Below are 19,964 nucleotides of genomic sequence, written 5' to 3'. Positions count from 1 at the left end.
CCGACGACCCACCATCGGTTTCGACGTTTGCCCCCTCACCCGACGATCACCTGCTGCCCCGGATTGATCCCCCCCGGATTGCTCGCCAGGTTCGGGTTGAGCTGCAGGATCTCGTTCAACGCGGCGTTGATCCGTTGACCGTCCGACATCCGTTGCTGTTCGTCGGCCGGCACGCGAGCGGCTGCAAGCAATGACCCTTCGTGGCTTTCCGCAATGGTCCACAACGAATCGCCCGCGACCACCTGCACCGTCAGCGGGGATGGCGTCGGGCGCGGCAAACCCGTCGAAGGCTGCGCCGGTGAGGATGGCGTCCCCGATGGCTGCGCATTCGGCGTCGATGACGCAGACGCACTCGGCTGAGCCGCCGGCGCCGTCGTCGCCCCGGGCGGCGGTGCGAGCGAGGCCCCGGGCGTCGGCGTCGTGCTGCTCGAACCCGAAGGCGTCGGCGACGGACCGGAACCGGGGTGCTTGTTCCTGTCGTCCGATCCCGTCAACGCCGAGATCACGCCGTACCCCTGCATGATCCCGAAGATTGCCACCGGAAACAGCGCGATGCCGGTCGGCAAGCGCGCGAGCCACGGCGTGGCATTCGGGAATTGCGTATGCAGACGGCCAGCGCCCAGCAGCGCGCCGGACATCGCACCGAGCACGCCGGTCATCCCGTCGCCGAACGTATGGGCGGCCATTGCGCCGTGGATACCGCTTGCCAGACCAACGGCCGATGTCACGTAGTCACCGGTCGCGCTCGCGATCCGCGCCAGCTGACTGCGATTCTCCGCATTCACGCCGCGCGAACCACCCTTGTAGACGATGCCGGTAGAGACGGCGCTGATGATGCCGCCCAAAGCCTGCCCGCCGGCCAGCCCGTCGCCATGGAGGAACTTGGCCCCGTTGATCGTGATCGAGCCACCGTATCCTCCCAGCGCGAACAGCCGCCCTAACCGACCAACCGCGTGCCGCGGGCTGCCATGGTGCAGCAGTTTCAGTGACGTCCCGCCGACCACGCCCTGCATCTGCGCGAGCATGTCGGCGGCGATCGCCTGCGTGTGCGTCGCGGTTTCGTCGAACGACAGCGTCCCGTCCGCGTTCAGCGCGCGCAACTGCGCGGCGGCGGCCTTGCCTTCGTGTGCAATCTGCTCGAGCTGCGTACCTCGCGCGTCGGCGTCGAACCCGTTCGCCTTGAGTTGCTTCTGCATGCCGCGCACGAGGCGGTCGACGACGCGATCGAACACGCGCGGATCGCCGTTCTTCAGGCTGGCGACTGCGCCGTGATGCAGCGCCTGGAACACGCGGCCGACGCGCAGCCCGGCGTACAGCGAATTCGTCGCGGTACCCACGAACGCCTTGCCCGTCGCGACGAGCGCGCCCGCGCCGGTCCCGCCGGCCAGCGTGGCGGCGGTCATTTCGCCGGCAATCCGCCGTCGCGACGGCGGGCGCCGGTTCGTGCCGATCGGCTCGTCGTGCACGCGCAGTGCGTGCAACTCCGCCTGCGCGCGCTTCGCGTCGGGAATCTCGACGTTGGCGAGCTGTGCCATCTCCCGCCGGCTGGTACCGATCGGCTTGGTGCCATCGTTGATCAGCGCGGGATCGCGCACGACCGCGCGCCAGTGGTCGGCCGGGTCCGCGGCGGATGGCTGCGCTCGGGTGGTCACGCGGTCTGGCACGCTGTCGCCGTATTGCTCCAGCCAGCGTGCGGCGAACCTGCGCGCGCCCTTCTCCGTCTTGTTGCGGGGCTCGTTGCCGTCGCCCTTCCAGTGTTCCGTCGCATGCTCGATCGTCGCCTTGCGCGCCTGGTTCAGCCACACGGTCGTGTTGCCTTCGTAGAGCTTCTTGCGCAGCGCGGCCACTTCGGCGGGCGTCATCCCTTGCGCGGCACCGATCCGCTCGACCTCCGCGAACAGCAGCTGATGCTGGTTCGCCAGCGTCTGGCGGTCGACGCGCTCGAACACGCGCGTGAGCGCATCGGCACCGTGCAGGCGATCGATGATTTCCGGTCGCGCGCGGTTCTCGACGATCAGTTTCGCGAGTGCGCCGGTCAGGTCCTGGTTGCCGATGAAGTCGGCGCCGTGCGTGCCGAGCGACAGACCGACGTGGACCCATTCGAGCCCCTCGCGCTCGAGCACGGCGCGCAACAGCTTCTCGTGCCCTGCGCCCGGCACCGATTCGGGCACCGCGTCCCAGCCGTGAAACGTGACCATCACGTTGGGCGCCGTCGTATCGGGATGTTCGTTCGACCACTTCTCGAGCGCCGTCATGACGCGCACGTAATCGTGGTATGCGTCGTTGGTGCCTGACTGGTACCGGTAGTCGGTGCCGGACACGAGCGCGCGCGATGGCGCCGTTTCGAGTCGGATCGCGAAGCCGGTTTGCGCCGCCTCGTCGAGCCAGCGATTCAGATGTGCGAGATGATCGAGCGCGAGTGCCGTGCCGTCCGTGCCCGGTGCCGGATGAATCATCCCGTTCTCGCCGTCGAACACGGCGTTCTTCTGGTCGCCGAGCGCCTTCACCGCGCGCAGGAAATCCGGATCGTGCGCCTTGCCGAGCACGGCCGCGAGCAGATGAGGATCGACCACGAGCGTGACGACCGGCGTGACGCCGCCGTACTGCTCGACGATCTTGCGCATCAGCGCCGGATCGTCGCTCAGCGACAGCGAACGTGCCATCGGCACCATGCGGTCCTGCAATGCTTCGCTCGAACGCGTGAAGAAATACCGGATGCGCTGGTCGGCGACGGTCGCCGCGCCCAAGCGCCGGGTGCGCGCGCGCAGCTTGCCGGGCACCGGCAGGAAGCGCGACGCCGACGTCGACACGTCGCGCCCGACGTACAGCTTGTTGAGCAGCGTGCGCCACATGCCCGGGTCGACCATCACGGCCTGCGGCTCGCCCTTCAGCACGAGATTCACGTTGCCGGCGCGCTGCGCCTGCTTGTTGTAGGCCTCGATCTGGTCGTGCGTCGGGAAATACTGCCCGGTTTTCGCCGCACCATTGCGCAGGCTGAACGCGACGACGGTCGACGACGAGAGCCCAGGCTGGTACGGCTCGATCGACAGCGGCGCGGGTGCGGTGCCGCTGCGCCGCAAGCGCTGCAAGTCGTTGAGCACCTCGTTGTAACCGTGCCGCGTCCGGGCCGCGAGCGCCCTGAACGGCGCCGAATGCTGACCACGCGCTTCCGCGTCGGTCAGCTGCTCGCGCAGCGCCTTCGCGCGCGCTTCGAGCGCCGCGATGCGCGTCGGCCGCGCACTGCGCAGGAACGCGCGCGGCGGCAGTTGGGTGAGCAGGAAATGCACGTCCGTGCCGAACCGGTCGTTGCCGATCGGCATTTCGTCGAGCGGTACGCCCTGATGATGCGGGTTGTTGGCGTGCCGGACCGCGTCGAACCACCGCATCTCGCCGTTGCGCGCGGCGATCACGCCGACCGGCTTGTCGAGCGCCTCGGCCACGGCGCCGTCCGTCCTGAACACGTAGATCACGTGCTGGTTGCCGTCAACCGCACCGTTGCGGATCGCAGTGAGCAGGTGCGGCACGCTGTTGCCGCTGAAATCGACCGCGTTCAGTGCGGATGTCTGCGACGGCAGTAAATGCGGATCGACCGGCGGCCGCGTTGCCGTGTTGCTTTCAGCGCCCTGCTCCGCGTGCGCGAGCGGCTGGCGAACCGGCACCTTCGACTGGAAAAGATCGCCGAGCGAACGGTGCGGCGGTTTCTCTGCCGCGGTGGCTTCCTTCGCCGGCCGGAAGCCGCCGATTCGATCGACGGTTTCCGGCTTGACGTCGCTGACGACGAACCGGATGCCGCGCCGCGGTGAGCGCAGGACCGGAATGCCGCCCCTGCGCCGCCGCCGGAACACGGTGCGCAGATCCTGCTCGGGAACCTCGGTGTCGCCGAGCGGCGCTTTTTCGTAGTACTTCCATTCGTGGTTCGTGTTGCGCTCCGCGTACCCGAGCACCTTGCCCGTCTCGTCTTCGACCACGTGAATCCAGCGCCGCTCTCCGTCGACGGCACGCACGGCCTGACGCGGCCGCTTGAAACCCGGTGCGTCGTGCAGTTTCGCCACGTCTGCGGCGAGCGCGGTGTCGACCGGATGACCCGACGCCTTCACGGACCACGACGACTTGCCGTCCCGCGTCTCGATCTTCGACGCGCCGCCGAACTGCATCAGCTCGTCGTGCGCGACCGGCGACACGAAGAAATCGAACTGACGGCGTGCCGTGCGCCCGCTGCTGCCGGTCTTCACGAGCGCCTTGCGCAGCGCGCGCGGCACGCGCTTGCCGTCCAGCATCCGGACGGGGCCGAGCGCGCGGTGCTCGTCGGTCTCGAGCACCGCGACGAACGCCGGCGCCGCGTGTTCGGCGTCGGCGGCCGGCGCGTCGGTATGCGCGGTGATCAGCACATGCGCGTTCGGGCCGAGCTGGCGGCCCAACCCGTCGAGCGTCGGCGCGCGCTGGCCATCGACGCGCGTGAGCGTGCGTCGGCCGAGGCTGTCGAGCCACGTCGCGGCAACCGTCTGTGGATCGTTCGCTTCGGCCACCGCGGCGCCCTGCGGCGCGCCCGGCTGGTTCGCATGACCGGATACGGCGGCAGGCGCCGCCGCGCCGGACGATTCGCCGGCCGTGCCGGCAAGGCGGCCGGCCGCCGGGCCCGCCGGGCCGATCGTCGGCCAGGTCGGGCGCCCGTCGGTCGCCCCGACCGCCCGCATGCCGACCGCATGCACGGCCGCATAGCCTTCCGGCAAGCCCGAGCGATCGATGCCGACGAGCCGGTACGACACCTCGCCGGTCGCCGCGTCGCGGGTGCGCACGACGTACATGTCGACACCTGCCGGCTTGACCAGCTCGCCGCCATTGGGCGTCGTGATGCGCAGCGCGCGAGCCGGATCGTGGCCGAGCGCCGACAGCAGCACGACGTCGGTTGGTGCCTGGCCCTCGACCGCGGCGAGGTTCGCTGACGCGCTGGCCGCCACACGTTCCTGCGGTGTCAGGTCGCCCCGTGCGAACGCGGTGCCGTCCGGCAGCGCATCGGTGCGCACGTAGGCGAGGTTCCGTGGGCCGGTATGCGCCGTATCGATTGCCTGCCCGAGATCGCCGTGCGCGACGGTCCGCGCGCCTTCCGGCAATGCGAGCCGGGCATCGGCCGCCGAAGGGACAGGCGCGTGCGTGGCAGCGGTAGCCGGTGCATCGGGCACCGTGCCGCTGAACCGGAACCAGCCGTCCTCGGGATCGAGCGCACCGAAATCGGTGCCGCTGCCGAGCTCGATGCTGCCGTCGCGCGTCACGAATTCCACGCGCAGGTTGGTCAGCCCGGCCGCGTCGAACGCCTGCATCACCCCGTCGATCACGCGGGTCGGGTCGGGGCCGTCGAGGAAGCCGCTCGGCCAGCGCTGGCTTACCGTGCCGCCGGGTTGCGTCACGCGCGCCGCGTCGCCGATCACGCCGGGCCGGTCGGCCAGCGCAGTGCGGAACGGATGATCGAGCGTGACCGATTCGAACGTGTCGTCCGGAATCGCGGTGAAATCGTAGTCGGGATCGGCAAACGTCGGATCGGCCACGCGCGGCACCGTCGGGCGCGGCGGCGGATCGGCGAGCGGGCGCGACGCGGTACGGGCGGTCGTCGCGGCCGGTTCCGCGTCGCGTCCTGCGGGGAGCGCCGGCCGGCCCGCGCGTGCCGGATCGCCGCGGAAGCTTTGCATCGGCAGACGATCCTTGTCGACCTGGCCGGTCAGTCGCGTGCCGCGTACGGTGGTCGAACCGTCGGGCTCGACGAGCAGGATGTCCGGCGGCGCCCAGACCGATGTCGGCCGTCCGGTCAGCTCGGACAGGCGCTGCGCGAGTGCCGCCGCGAAGGTCGTGCTGGCCGCCCGTACCTGCCCGGGCGCGATGCGCAGCGGATCGTGCTTGTTCGATCCGCCGAAGCACGAATACAGCGTGACGTCCTGCCCCGGTTCGAGATGCGGCGCCACGCGCTCGGCCACCTCGTCGGGCGTGAGCGGATGGCCTTCCGGGCCCAGCATCGCATCGGCCGAGATCCCGTGGCCGAACACGACGTGATGACCGGGCGGCGACATCAGCCCGCGCGCGCCGATCGGATGGAGCGGATCGTCGGGCGGCATCAGCAGTGTATCGGCCGGACGCAGGAACTCGGGATGTTGCGTCGCGTCGATGCCGGTCACGTCGTCGAACCCGGGCTGCAGCACCGACTGACCATGAACCGTCGTCGTGACGACGCCATCGTTGGCGATCCGGCGGTCCGTATAGACGCGGCTGGTCTTCGGATAGATTTTCTGCGTTTTCCCTGACAGGCCGTCGTCGGCCTCGGCCTCGGCGACCTGCTCGACGCGTGCGGCCCATTCGTCCGCCTTGTAGATCTGCCCCGGCCCGACTTCGACGAGCGGGGTCGGCTCATAGACTGGCGGCTCGCCCGGTTCCGCGTCGGGGGCGAGCCGCGGATGCGCGGGGCGGCCCTGCGTCACGTCCTGGCGTCCGCCATCGCCTTGCGTACCGCCGGCGCCGCGGCGGCCGCTGTCCGAGTCCGGATCGATCTGCGCGTCGATCGCGCGCACTGGCTCGACCGGTGCATCGTCATGCACGACCGTGCGCGCTGCCGGTTCACGGCGCTGTGCGAACACCATCGGCGGATCGCTCGCATCGGGCGCCTCGGGCAGATGCAGATAGAGCCGCGTCGCGACGTCGGGATCGTTTGCCGGCAGGACGATCTTGTCGTCGATCGGATGCAGCTCCAGCGCACCGGTGCCGCGCACCGAGTTGGACGTGATCGACGCGATCACGGGCACCTGCAGTTCGTACGCGAGCTCCTGCGCGAACGAATAACCGCCGGCACCGAGATAGCAGCCCGTCAGCAGCACGCCGTTGCCTTCCGTATAGGCCGGATCGTCGAGCAGCTTGCGCGCGAATTGCCGCGGCGAAATCGTCTTGCCGCCTTCCGTGACGGCGGCCGCGCTGTCCAGGGTCACGTCGCGCGGCGCCGTGCCGTGCGACTCGGCGATGTCGAACCCGGACACCTTCAGGAACTGCCGAGCGGTCGCGTGCCCGAGCAGGTTCACGACGTTCGAACCCGGCACGGGCCGCAGTTCCAGAGGATTGATCCGGACCGGCTGCGCGCCGCCCGGCGAGAACTTCCCGTTCACGTCGGGCTCGATCTCGAAGCGCGCCAGCCGTCGGCCCGGATTGGGAAGCGCCCGCCGCCATCCGGCCGCGTCGTCGTCGCCCAGCCGGCCGAATACCGGCGCCTGGATCAGATCCGCGAATTCCTGCAGCAACTCGGGATTGGCGCCGCTGCGCGGCCCGTCCAGCGCGATCGGCGTGCCCGGCGTATAGCCTTTCCACGCCAGTTCTTCCAGCGCATGCGTCATCTCGAGCGCGCTGGCCGACCGGCCGCTGCGCGGATTGATGATCGAGCCGCGTTTCGTCAACAGGCGCCACACGTACACGCCGATCGGCACGCGCGCGTCGCCCGTCGTGGCGCTGCCGCCCCACTGATTCGACACCGGGCGCGGCGCGACGCCGCTCCAGTCGACCGGATGCGCGCCCTGGTCGATGACCGCCAGCGCCGGCGAGAACCGGTACGTACGCGGTTCGCCGCTGACCGAGTGGTCCGGCACGCCGGCCTGATCGGGCGCGCCGGGTTCGATCAGGATGCCGCTCGCGTAACCGGAGTCGGGGCTGCCGTCGGCCCGATAGCGCGGCGAACGCCATGCGACGAATCCGCTTGCGCCGTACACGTCCACGCCCAGCACGTTCGCGAGCAATTGCGCGAGCGGACTCACGCGCGTGCCGGCGCCGCACGCATAAAGAATGACCGGCGACTTGCCGTCCCAGCCGCTCTGGCGAATCAGCTCGGCCATGTGTTCCGCGCTCATCGCGTTGCCGGTCGCGCTCGCGAATGCATCGGCCCACGCATGCGCGTACACGGCGAAATAGCCGGGCGGCACCGGCATCAACGGCCGCTCGCCCGCCGGCAGCCGGTTCTCGGGCTGACTCGGGTTGTCCGAATAGATCGCGAGGTCGGCCTCGCGGCGCGGATACGCGGCCCACTGCGTTTCGCTCATGCCGAATGGCGCGTTGATCACGTCGACGCGCCGGCCGCCCTCGTAACGAATCAACGGCTTTTCCGGATCGAAGCCGCGCGGGTACGCCACACGCAGCGTGCGGTCGTACGCATCGTTCATCGACAGCATGAACGCATCCCCGGCGTCGGTCAGCCCGACGTGGCCGACCACCGCTTCGGGCGGCACCGAGCCGTCCGCGGCGAGCGCCCCTTGATCGACCAGCGCGATCCGGTAGCGGCCGCCGGCTACGCCGTCGGCGCCGACCATCAGCGCGTCGTGATACGTCGTGTAGCGCGTCACGCCGATCGTGCCGTCTTCGTCGGGCGCAACCGCCGCACGCGCCTTTGCATCGTCGGCCGCGTTCGCGCGCCGCTGGTCCGCCCGCGCCGCGCGCATGTCGTCGACGATGTTGCCCTTTTGGGTCGCGGGCAGCCCGTCTTCCTCGGGGTTTCGCACGTTGCCTTCGGGATCCTCCAGCGCGTACACGTAGTACTCGACGTCCTCGAGCCGGTTGCCGCTCTCGATGATGCCTCCGACCACCTCGCTCAGCATCGCCGGATCGGCCGCGACGCGCGCGGGGATCTCCCAGGACGCTGGATGCGCGCCGTTTGCCGGCATGCCGGCCCTGGCCGTCGATGCACCGTCGCCAGCCAGCGCGTCGGCGACGGCCGGCGTCGCTTCGCCGTCGGGCGCGAGCCGTGGCACGATCGCGGCGTCGTCCGGCGTGCCCTGCATGCGGTGCGCGCGCAACCACGAGGCGACGCGCGCCCGCAGCCCCTTGTCGGCCGGCGCGACCGTGCCGCCGTCGTCGGCCGGTTCGCCGAAGCTGTTCGCCTGCTCCTGCGCGTGCTGCCACGGGTTGCCGATCTCGCCGACCGCGAGACGCTCGTTCGCCAGTCCGTTGCCGTACAACGTATCGACGACGTTGACCGCGACCGGCCGCGTCACCGTCGACGGTGCGGGCGTTTTCGTGATGGCTCGAATCGGCCGCTCCATCAGCGTGTGCGAACCGAGCCCCATCTGCGCGATGCCGATGCCGAGGTTGAGCAATTGCTGCGCGCGATCGGAATCGGACATCGCGTCCCAGTTCTTGACCAGCGACACGCCCTGGTCGGCCATCTGGTAGCCGCCGATCATGCCGCCCGTGGCATTGAATACGCCGGCCGTGCGGCCCGTCGTCTGCGCGAGCGACTGGAACGCGTCGGCTTCCTGCGTGAAACGGCCGGCACCGGCCACGTCGGCCGCGGCGCCGTCGCCGCGCGATGCGGCCGTCAGCAGGTCGGAGACCCGCCCCGTCGTGCGCAGCAGCGACGATGCCTCCGCGAGCGACTTCGCCGCCACGCCGAGCCCGCCGCCGGAGATGCCCGCGCCACTGCCGATCAGGCTGATCCAGTCGCCGCGCGCCTGGGCGTTGCCGAAGCCGATCGACTGGCCGTGATCGCTCAGGTTCTTCAGGTCGCCGATCGCGGCAGGCACGCCGACGGCCATGCCCGCGCCGACGGCCGTCCACGCGGCACCGAGCATCAGGCCGCCGACCGGCGCCCCGATGCCGCTCGCGACCAGCACGACACCACCGGCCGCGGCAAGAATGCCGGCACCCATTTCGAGGATGTGTTCGGCGTGCTGGTACCACTCGGTCTTGTGCGCGTCGATCGTTTCGTATTGCGAGAAACCGCCGGCCGCCGGACCGTTCGTCAGGCTTTTCGGCACGTACAGCTTGCCGTCGTCGGACAGCGCATTGTCGTGCTGGTAGTCGTCGACGGTGTCGTACTTCCAGCCGCGATCGTCGATCAGCTTGTACTGGTCCGGATGCCCCTCCACCTGCACCTTGAAGAGCGCGCTCGGCGCGGTGCCGGTCCCCTTCGACACGTAGTAGATCGGCACCAGCGACACGACGGCGTGGTCGCCGCCGACCTTGCGGATCTGATCGACGACGTTCTGGATCATCTGCGTCGCGGCCGAATTCCTCGCGTACAGCGACTGGCTGTTGACCCCCGCACCGTTCTGCAGTTGCCCGTTGCTGACGATCAACTGTTCGAGCAGCGCCATCGACGGCACGTCGTTCCGGTCGGTCGGCGTCGCGCGCGGGTCGTCCGGCTGGATCCCGAGCCCGGCGCCGACGAAGTTCGTCATCTGATCGGAGCCGGTGGTGAACGTATAGGACTTGTCGTCGAAGTGCTTCTGGAAGTCGTCGAAATACGCCTTCAGCTGCTTGTCCGGATCGGCCTGGAACAGCTTGTAGCTGGCGTTGGCGGCGTCCTTGTTCTGCTTGTCCTGGGCACTCCTGGTGCCCTGGTCGTAACGCAGCTGGAAGTCGTTCGCGAAGCCCGAGCGGAACCGGTCGTCGTTCTGCATTTTTGACAGCAGCGCCTTCGACAACGACGGATCGACACCCGACGACAGCGCCTGCCGCACACTGTCGAACCCGTAGCCGGCATCGCTGCCGCGCAACGTATAGATCATCGTCTTCGCGTTGCCGTTGGCGTCGAGCAGCCAGCTCGCGACGTCGTCCTCGCGATGCACGGGCACGCCGCTCGCGGTCGGCTGCTGATCGGCGAGCCCGACCGCCGTACTGAGGCCCTTGTAGAACTCGATGCCGTCGCCGTAGGGCTGCGGCGTGCCCGTGTTCGACTGCGTCCACGTGTTGCCGAAATCCTTCTCGACGGTATCGAGCACGACGCCCGCGAATTCGGGCGGGGCATTGGCGAGGATGTCCTGCATCCATTTGCCGGCCTTGTCGGCATTCATCCGGCCATCGTAACGCGCCTGCATGCTGGCCTGGTCCGTCGCTTGCGAATCAGGCTTCTGCATCAGCGGATCGATCTGCGAATGGATGAAGTTCGCGTTGAAATGCGGCTGGCCCGCCTGCGTCCACAGCGTCTGGCGTTCGTCCAGCGAGAACGACGCTTCCATGTTGGTCTTCAGCACCTGAAGCGCCGCGCCCGAATTGCTGCCCGGATTCTCCATCAGTTGCGCGACCTGCTGCTTCGTGAACTGCAGCCGCACGTCGGGCGCGGCGGCGAGCAGCAGCTTGATCTTCTGGTACCCGGGCTGGTTCTGGTCGGCGTGCGCCATGGCATACGCGAACACGCCGCCCGCCTGGTCGATCTGCGCGTTCAGGGCTTGCGCGTCCGATTCGCTCTTGCCGTCCGTGCTGACCGGAACACCCGTCAGCTTGACGAACGCCTCGGCGAGCGGATTCTGCTGGGCAAGCGTCTTCTCCTGCGGCGACAGCTTCGGGTCGTTCGGATCGACGGTCACGCCGGTGTCCTGCAACAGCGCGAACGTGACCGGATCGGACTGCGCGAGCTGTTTCATCTGAGGCGACAGCGACGGATCGTCGGGATTGATCGTCGCGATCGTGCGCTTGAGCTGGCTTTCCTCGCCCAACGCGTCGACGAGCCCGGTGTACCACATGCCGTCGTGATTCTGCTTCACCGACGCGACGACCTGCTTCTGCTCGTCGGCCGTCACGTAGGTCAGCGCGGTGTCGTCGCCGCCCGTCACGACCTTGTCGTACTGGCTCTGCGCCTGCGACAAGGCCTGCGTGATGTCGGCCTCGTCGGCGCGGCGCAATCCGCCGGGCTCCTTCTGCCACGCCGCATAGTCGGCCTTCGCGTCGTTCAGGCGCAGCGTCGCGGCCGACGTGCTGTATTCGTGGCGCAACGCGGTGGTGAGCGCCGTGTATGCGTCGTTGGCGTTCGTGTCGGCCGTGGTGGCCGCCTGGCGCAGTTGCGCGCCGGCGTCGGGATCGGCGCGCCGGATGCCGCCCGGCAACGCGTTGTACTGCTGCACGTCGGCGTTAGCGTCCTGATCCTTCTGCATCGCCATCGCGAACTGGAACGCCTTCACGTTGGTCGCCCGCTCAGGCGCCGATTCGGCCGACACCGCCTTTTGCGCGTCGTCGAGCACCGAGCCGAATACCGGATCGTTCGGCGACGCATTGCGCAGATCCGATGCCACGCCCGCGATCGCCTTGTTCGTGTCGCCGCCGCCGTCCGCCGCGACGCGCATCTGGTTCTCGACGGCCGCCTGCACCGAGCCCCATGCGGCTTCGGCCTTCTTCACCTGGTTGTCGAGATCGGCCTGCGACGCGCCCTGGTCATGCAGTCGCTTGAGCGTCGCCATTTCGGCCTGCGCGAGCTGCAGCAGGCGCTGCGTCTCGGCCTGCGCGGCCGCGAGGGCCTGCTGTTCCGGCGTCTGCGCCGGCGGGGTGCTGCCTGCGCCGTTCGTCGGCGCCGGATCGTCGTCATTCTGCGGCTGCGGCACGTTCACCGGCCCGCCCCCGCCCACAGCCATCAACACCATGTCCATTCTCCCGCGGCATGCGTGACGTGCCGGCACAGCGGCAGACGGGCCACGCGCAATGGTCCATTGTGCAGAACGGGCACGCGTGAAAAAGGCGCGCATTACGTAGTCGCCGGCCGGGTCGCGGCGGCGCGGGCAGACTCACGCTACGAACGCAATGAACCCGACGCGGCAATTCGACCGTTGCCGCTTCGGGCGGCAATTTTTGCCGGGTGCCGCGCACGAGATCAGAAATACATGCCGCCGCCAACGGGCAACGCACGACCGAGCGCGATGGATCACCACCCGGACGACATCCGCCACAGGCTCGTGAAAGTACCGACGCTCACGCTGAGCCGCCCCGCCCCTGCCGAAACCTTTCGCGCACGCGATGGTTCCATGGCGCGCCGATTCGACGGAAACACCCTGCATCGAAACGCCACGATTCCACGCGATTTCGCAGAGGACCTTTCCTGTGCAGCGGCTTAATCGACGGTCGCGCGATCTCCAATAATGGCCGCTCGATCCGTCGGCCGGCGCGCCGACGCGACCCACCGGCGATCGGGCCGGAGACCAACGATAAAAAATCCTATGTATTCCTATAAAACCATCCAGCCCGCCAACGCGCGCGTTGCCACGCCGCATGCCGTCCGCCGCGGCCGTCGTGCCGGGGCGCTCCAGGGGACAGTGCTCGCCGCCTGCGCGGCCGGCCTGATTCCGTGCGCCGCGCACGCGCAGAGCAGCGTGACGCTGTTCGGCCTGATCGATACGTCGATCACCTACGCGACCAACCAGCGTACGCAAGGCGCCGGTTCGCCCGGCAGCGGCAGCGTCGGGCTGACGAGCGGCGCGTTGAACGCGTCGCGCTGGGGGCTGCGCGGCCGCGAGGATCTCGGCGGCGGGATGGCGGCGGTCTTCACGCTCGAGAACGGCTTCTCGGGCACGAACGGCAAGCTATCGCAGAAAGGCGTCGACATGTTCGGCCGTCAGGCGTGGCTCGGCGTGAGCTCGCGCACGGCCGGCACGCTCACGTTCGGCCGCCAGTACGACCTGATCCTCGATTTCGTGACGCCGCTCGGCGCGTCGGGCCCCGGCTGGGGCGGCAACCTCGCGGTGCATCCGTACGACAACGACGACTCGAACCGCAACCTGCGCATCAACCACGCGGTGAAGTACACGAGCCCGACGTATCGCGGGCTGACGTTCGGCGCGATGTACGGATTCTCGAACACGGCCGGCGCGTTCTCGAACAACGCCGTGTGGAGCGCCGGGCTCGGGTATGCGAACGGACCGCTGAAGCTCGGCGCCGGTTACCTGAAGATCAGCCGCGACCGCAACGCGCCGAATCCGGACGGCGCACTGAGCACGGTCGACGGCTCGGCGACGATCACGGGCGGCAACCAGCAGATCTGGGCCGTGGCCGGCCGCTATGCGTTCGGCCCGCATTCGGTCGGCGCCGCGTGGTCGCACTCGGCCACCGACGGCGTGAGCGGCGTGCTCCAGGGCAGCGGCATCACCCCGCTGAAGGGCGAATCGCTCGTCTTCGACAACTTCACGGTCGATGGCCGCTACTTCGTCACGCCGGCGTTCAGCGTAGCCGCCGCGTACACGTACACGATGGGCCGTTTCGACACGCGCACGGGCCAGACGCGCCCGAAATGGAACCACGTGGTCACGCAGGCCGACTACGCGTTCTCGAAGCGCACGGACGCGTATCTCGAAGCCGTCTATCAAAGCGTGAGCGGTGGCAACGGCAATCCCGCGTTCAACGCGACCGTCTGGACGATGACGCCGTCAGCCAACAGCAACCAGCTGGTGGTCGCGCTCGGGTTGCGGCACAAGTTCTGACGGCCCGGCGACGCGAGGCGCGCCCGCACGGGCATGGCGCATCACGCATCGCCGCGCATGCCGCGGTTTCCGCGCGAGCAAGAATGCGTCCTGCGTCGTTCCCGTGTGAATGCAGCAGCGCCGCGCCCCGTCTGCATGTGCGAGCGAGTGCGCCGCTCCATGTCACCCCGTGTCAATACGCAAAAAGCATGGAATAAACCGCCCGCCGGAAACGTTTCGTCATCGTGCGGTCGCCGGTTCACGCGAACCACCCTGCCGCGCGGCCTTCTCGGCGAAAGGAGAGTGAAATGAATTCGGCAAGATTGGCCGCGGCGCTGCTCGCGGCACTGATGCTGGCGCTGTCGGCCGGATGTACGTCGTCGGGTAGCGGCGTATCGCAAGGCTCCGGGATGAGCCGCTATGGCGGCGCGGGCGGCAGCGGAGGTGGCGGAGGTGGTGGCGGCTACTGAAGCGCCGCCGGAAAGGCTCGAGCGGGGCGTCACGCACGAGCGCAGCCGCAAACCGGCCGCCTCGCGCGCGACGCCCCGCCGCGCCGCACGACTTACTGACGCATGGCCTTCACGTCGGCCGGCGTGACGCTCGCAGGCTGGCCGCCCCACGTCGCGCGCAGGTAGTTCGCGAGCTGCGCGAGTTCGTCGTCGTTCAGCGTGTGCGCGAAACCCGGCATCGGTTGCAGGTTCTCGAAGCCGGCGAACTTCTGCTCGTCGATGCCGTCGAGCATCGCGACCAGCAGGTTGCGCGCATCGCCCTGACGCAGCGTCGAATTGCCGTTCATCGGCACCGCCACGTGCGGCTTGCCTTCGCCGTCGAAACCATGACAGCCCGCGCACACCGCGAGATACACCGAGCGGCCGGCCGCGAGCTGCGCGGCATCGGCCGACACCGGCTTTACCGCCTGCGGCGCCGGCGGCGTATCGCCGAGCAGGTACACGGACAGCGCGCGCAGATCGTCCTTCGTCATGTATTGCGTGCTCAGGTGCACGACCGGATACATTTCGCCGAACGCCGAGCCTTGCGGCGCGATGCCGACGCCGAAGAACGTCTGCAGGTCGTTGCCCGTCCAGCCGCGCGCGGCGAGGCCGGCCGGCGTGATGTCCGGCGCGGCCACGCGGCCGAGCGCGGCGCCGGCGAACGGCTTCGCGCCGTCGAGCTGCCCCGTGAACGCACGCGGCGTGTGGCATTCCGCGCAGTGGCCGAGCGCGCCCGCCAGATAGCGGCCGCGCTGCCAGTCGGCGGACTGGCCGGTCGAGGCATCGGGCAGGCTGTCCTTCAGAAACACCATGTCCCAGAACACCATGCCGAAGCGCAGGTTGTACGGAAACTTGAGTTCGTGCGGACGGTTTTCCTGAGCGACCGGCTTCACCGTCTTCAGGTACGCGTACATCGCGTCGGTATCGGCGCGCGTGAGCTGCCGGTACGACGTATACGGCATCGACGGATACAGGCGCTTGGCCGGCGCCTTGCCGTCATGCAGCGCGGCGTAGAAGTCGTCCGCGCTCCAGCCGCCGATTCCATGGTCCTTGTCGGGCGTGATGTTCGAGCCGTAGAACGTGCCGAACGGCGATTCGAGCGACGCACCGCCGGCGAACGGCGCGCCATCCTTCGCGGTGTGGCACGCCGCGCAGTCCGCGGCCTTCACGAGATAGCGGCCGCGCGCGACCTGGTCGGCACCGGGCGCGCCGGACGCCGCGCTCGAAGCCGGCGCGTCATGGCCGCCGCAGGCGGCAAGCAGCAGCGCGCAGGCGGCCGCGAGTGCGGGCAGGCCCGCGGCCCGCGCGGCACGATGGGCGAATGTGCGTTTCATGCGGCGTCCTTCACGAGTCCCGGCGTCGTCAGGATCACGTCCTTCACGGCTTCGTAATAGCGGACGTAACCGGTGCAGCGGCAGATGTGCGCGTTCAGCGCGTCGGTGATCGTGCGCTCGACGTCGGCCTTCGCGACCGGCTCGCGCTTCAGGCGTTCGATTAGCACCGTCGCCGCGTTGACGAAGCCCGGCGTGCAGTAGCCGCACTGGAAGCTGAAGTGCTCGAGGAACTTCTGCTGGATCGGCGACAGCTCGACCACTTCCCCGGCTTCGTTGCGCTTCGCGTGACCTTCGATCGTGCGGATCGAACGGCCGTGGAAGAAGTGCGCGCCGGTGATGCACGTGCGCATTTCCTCGCTCGTGCCGTCCGGCTTGTCGACGATCACGACGCACGCGTGACAGATGCCCTGCCCGCAACCGAGCCGCGAACCGGTGAGGCCCGCATACTCGTGCAGGAACTCGATCATCATCAGCCCCTCGGGCACCTGCATCGGGCCGACGGACTTGCCGTTGATGTTCACCGACAGCGGTTTCTGCTGAAAGCGGACGAGCGGACGCTCGACGGCGGCCGGTGCGGCAGCGGATGCCGCAGGTGCGGATGCCGGGGCGGCCGAAGCCGCGTTCGGCGCGGAAGCGCCGGACGCGCTGGCGCTCGCGGCCGACGCGGCGGTTTGGGCGGTCGTCATGCGAGCACCTCCTGAATCTTTTGCGGGGTCACCGGCAAGTCGGTGAAACGATGGCCGATCGCGTGCGCGATGCCGTTCACGATCGCGCCGACGACGGGAATCATCACCACTTCGGCGACACCCTTCGGCGGATCGGTCTCGGACAGCGGCGGCAGGATGTCGCCCGTCTGCGACCACACGGCGACGTCGGTCGCACGCGGCAGCTGATAGCGGTTGAAGTTCCACGTGCCGTTGCCGGGGCCGTCTTCGTAAAGCGGCAGGTACTCGTGCAGCGCATGGCCGATGCCCATCGCGAGACCGCCCTGCAACTGGCCCGACACGAGCTGCGGCGAGATCTGGTTGCCGCACTCCATGATCGAGTGATGCGTGAGCAGCTCGACCTTGCCGGTCGCTTCGTGCACGGCCAGCTCGACGAGCGTGCCGACCGCCGTGTAGTACGTGACGGCCGCGTTGTTGCGGCTCGTCGGCGGGATGAACACGCGCTTGCGGTCCAGCACGCGATAGCCGTTCGCGGTAGGCGCCAGCGTGCCGTGCATCGCGGTCGCGCCGGCCGGCGCGGCGGTGCCCGGCATCGGGCCGTCGTCGCCGGTCTTCGGCGCGCCGATCCGCAGCGACAGCCCGTCGATCGGCAGACGATCGACCGCGCCGCCCACGTCGAACTCGGCGTCGGTCCATTGCCAGCGGTTGAACACGTGTACGACGGCGCCGGTCGCCAGGCCGAGCGCATGCGCCTGCTTCGCGAGCTGCTCGAACGTCAGCGGCTCGAGGCCGTCGGCGGTCAGCTTGCCGTCGACCCAGCGCGCGTCCTCGATGCGGATCGTGTACGGCGCGGCCTGGCCGCCGCCGAGGCCGCGCGTCCAGATCGACATCGCGGCCGGCCACAGCCCGTAGCGGAACACCGCGCGCGCGGCTTCGCGCGTGCTGTGCGTGAAGTAGTACGCGGAGTTCGTCGCGCTCGACGGCGACGCATAGCCCGGCGACCAGCGCGGATTCGCGCTCAGCCGGTCCTGGTCGGCTTGCGACATCAGGTAAGGATCGCCGCTCGTCTCGACCGGCAGATCGGGCCATTCGGTCACTGCGACGCGCACCTCGGTCGCCGGGCGGCCGAGCCACTTCGCGACCGCGACGGCCTGCGACGTCGACATCCCGGTGCCGATCTCGGCAGCCGTGTGATGCAGCGACACCTTGCCGTTCTCGTCGAATTCGACCTTCGCGAACGAGGCCTCGGCGCCCGTGCCGAAATCCTTCTGCACGCACGCGAAGCCGACGCCGTAGCGCTTGCCCGGGTTCGCCGCCTCGAATTCGGCCTTGCGCGCCGCACGGCGCGTCCACAACGGATGCTGCCTCGCACGTTCCAGCACTTCGTCGACGCGCAGCGCGCCGGCGGGAATCGCGCCCTGCGTGTTCTTCATCCCCGAACGCAGCGCGTTGCGCAGGCGGAACTCGATCGGATCGAGGTTCAGTTGCGCGGCGATCTCGTCGACCGCCATCTCGGTCGCGGCCATGCTCTGCAGCGTGCCGTAGCCGCGTGCGGAGCCTGCGTCGATCGCGCGCGACGCGATCGCGACGGCCGCGAGGTCGCTCTTCGGGAAGTAGTAGATCGATTGCGCGGCCGTCGCGCCGACCATCGCCACCGACGGCGAGAAGTTCGAGCGCCCGCCGCCGTTCGCCTCGAAATCGCCCTTGAACGACTGCATGAGACCGGTGTTGCGATCGACCGCGATCCGGTAGTGCATCTTGAACGCGTGACGCTTCAGCGATGTCTGGAACTGCTCGTAGCGGTCGTTCGCGAACCGCACCGGGCGGCCGTCCGCGTACAGCGCGCAGACGAGGCCGTAGAACGGCACGTTGCAGTGATCCTTCGACCCGTAGCCGACCGTGTAGCACGGATGCACGAACAGCTTCTTCACCGGGAAGCGGCATTTCGCGACCATCGCGGCCGCGTTCTCCGCCACTTCGAGCGGCGACTGGGTCGGCACCACGAGGTGCATCGACTGTGTCGCGGCGTCGTACCAGCAGTTCGCGTTGTCGGGTTCGAGCGCGGCGGTGTCGACCGACTGCGTGCTGTACTCGCGGTCGAACACGAGCCAGTCGGCCGACGGATGGTCGAGCTCGGCGGCGATCTGCCCGGCCAGGAACATGCCCTGCTCGTCGAGCTTGCCGTGCTCCTTGCCGTCCGGCCACACCGGCAGGTGCTTGCGCATCATGCTCGGGAAGATCGGCGCGTCCTTCAGGCTCGAATAGACGTCGTCGTCATAGGCCGTCTTGCCGCCCACCCGCACGAAGCGGAACGTGCCCCACGGATCGCGCTCGAGCGGGCCCGTGACCGCGCCGTAGCGGATCACGTCGTCGCGAAACTTGAGCGCGTTCTTCGCGAAGCGGAAGCGCGCGAAGTCGTGATAGATGAGGATCGCGACCGCATGACCGAGATACGCGGGCGTCTTGCCGGCGGGCAACAGCATGTCGTCGCCGTAGAACGCCGGGAACGCGACGCCGTCGCGCGCGAGATCGTCGGCCGTGACCACGCGGTCCGGCTTCAGTTCGTCGCCGAGCAGCGACAGGTCGAAGCCTTCGTAGGTGCGGTCGGCCTGCGTGACGCGCAGGATCAGCGCGTGCGACTGCTGCTGCGGCCAGTGCGGCATGTCGGCCGCACGCACGTCGCGGGCGAACACTTTCGAGCCCGTGACTTTCGCGATGCCGTCGATGCGGAATTGCGGGATGCCGGTGACGCTATCCCATTTGACGGGCGTGAGGAGTTTTTCTTCGAAGAGCGCCGCGAACGCGCGGCTGCCGATGGGCGCGACATACACCGCGACGCCCGCCAGCACGCTGGCTTTCAGAAAACCCCGCCGTGACAGGCCGTGGTTTTTCATGTGGGGGGAATCTCCTGATGCGGCTCGGACGGCGATAGGGTGTCGCGGCGTTCGGAGCGGCGCGCATTCTGGCATTGTTTTGGATATATCGCCTATAGTATTTCCCGCATGAAATACTTATTGAATTTCTTATAACGGGATTCACACGGGCTGCGGCGCGCGGTCGCGGGCGACACACGTGCGCGACCGGACGGTGTCACGGCGCGCGCATCGATCGCCGCCGGCCGATCGCGCGCCATGGGCGAGCCATGTGCGGCGCGAGCCGGCGTGGATTTCGACGACTCGCCGACGCCCCCGCACGACACGCGCGGCCGGCGTTTCATGGTAATGTCGTGCGCATCCGGCTCGCCGGTCGCCCCGCTACGTGCCGTGCGGGACGCTCGGCAATGCGCCGCATCGTGTCGAG

Annotated in this window: 6 protein-coding genes; 2 read left to right on the top strand and 4 right to left on the bottom strand. The window is 68.9% G+C overall.

Annotation, left to right across the window (positions count from 1 at the left end; translation table 11 throughout):
• Positions 1-35: 35 nt before the first annotated feature.
• A complete protein-coding gene (locus WS75_RS05310; RefSeq protein WP_059679486.1) occupies positions 36-12,368 on the bottom strand; it encodes an LWXIA domain-containing protein in 12,333 nt (4,110 codons plus the stop codon).
• A gap of 570 nt (positions 12,369-12,938) precedes the next feature.
• On the opposite strand from WS75_RS05310, the gene WS75_RS05305 reads away from it, so the two are divergent.
• Both WS75_RS05305 and WS75_RS34040 read left to right on the top strand, forming a co-directional pair.
• On the top strand, positions 12,939-14,195 hold the full coding sequence (locus tag WS75_RS05305; protein ID WP_059679485.1) for a porin: 1,257 nt from the start codon (positions 12,939-12,941) through the stop codon (positions 14,193-14,195).
• A 287-nt stretch (positions 14,196-14,482) separates the two neighbouring features.
• Positions 14,483-14,644: a hypothetical protein gene (locus WS75_RS34040; RefSeq protein ID WP_179948875.1), complete on the top strand. Its 162-nt coding sequence runs from the start codon at positions 14,483-14,485 to the stop codon at positions 14,642-14,644.
• Between the two features lie 92 nt (positions 14,645-14,736).
• Here WS75_RS34040 and WS75_RS05300 read toward each other — a convergent pair whose 3' ends face one another.
• Genes WS75_RS05300 through WS75_RS05290 form a run of 3 tightly spaced genes read right to left on the bottom strand, consistent with a single transcriptional unit; the run spans position 14,737 to position 19,558 of the window.
• Positions 14,737-15,999, bottom strand: a complete 1,263-nt coding sequence (locus tag WS75_RS05300; protein ID WP_059679484.1) for a cytochrome c — start codon at positions 15,997-15,999, stop codon at positions 14,737-14,739.
• Positions 15,996-16,685, bottom strand: a complete 690-nt coding sequence (locus tag WS75_RS05295; RefSeq protein WP_059679483.1) for a (2Fe-2S)-binding protein — start codon at positions 16,683-16,685, stop codon at positions 15,996-15,998. Before WS75_RS05295 ends, WS75_RS05300 begins: the two co-directional genes overlap by 4 nt.
• On the bottom strand, positions 16,682-19,558 hold the full coding sequence (locus WS75_RS05290; RefSeq protein WP_059679482.1) for a xanthine dehydrogenase family protein molybdopterin-binding subunit: 2,877 nt from the start codon (positions 19,556-19,558) through the stop codon (positions 16,682-16,684). Before WS75_RS05290 ends, WS75_RS05295 begins: the two co-directional genes overlap by 4 nt.
• Between the last annotated feature and the right edge of the window lie 406 nt (positions 19,559-19,964).

The sequence above is a fragment of the Burkholderia sp. FL-7-2-10-S1-D7 genome, from assembly GCF_001524185.1.
Classification (GTDB): domain Bacteria; phylum Pseudomonadota; class Gammaproteobacteria; order Burkholderiales; family Burkholderiaceae; genus Burkholderia; species Burkholderia diffusa.
The sequence above is the reverse complement of the archived record's forward strand: the minus strand, read 5'-3'. Positions and strand labels throughout refer to the sequence as shown.

Excerpts from the sequence above, each read along its gene's own strand:
- WS75_RS05290 (WP_059679482.1), bottom strand. The coding sequence starts at position 19,558 with ATGAAAAACCACGGCCTGTCACGGCGGGGTTTTCTGAAAGCCAGCGTG.
- WS75_RS05295 (WP_059679483.1), bottom strand. The coding sequence starts at position 16,685 with ATGACGACCGCCCAAACCGCCGCGTCGGCCGCGAGCGCCAGCGCGTCC.
- WS75_RS05310 (WP_059679486.1), bottom strand. The coding sequence starts at position 12,368 with ATGGTGTTGATGGCTGTGGGCGGGGGCGGGCCGGTGAACGTGCCGCAG.
- WS75_RS34040 (WP_179948875.1), top strand. The coding sequence starts at position 14,483 with ATGAATTCGGCAAGATTGGCCGCGGCGCTGCTCGCGGCACTGATGCTG.
- WS75_RS05300 (WP_059679484.1), bottom strand. The coding sequence starts at position 15,999 with ATGAAACGCACATTCGCCCATCGTGCCGCGCGGGCCGCGGGCCTGCCC.
- WS75_RS05305 (WP_059679485.1), top strand. The coding sequence starts at position 12,939 with ATGTATTCCTATAAAACCATCCAGCCCGCCAACGCGCGCGTTGCCACG.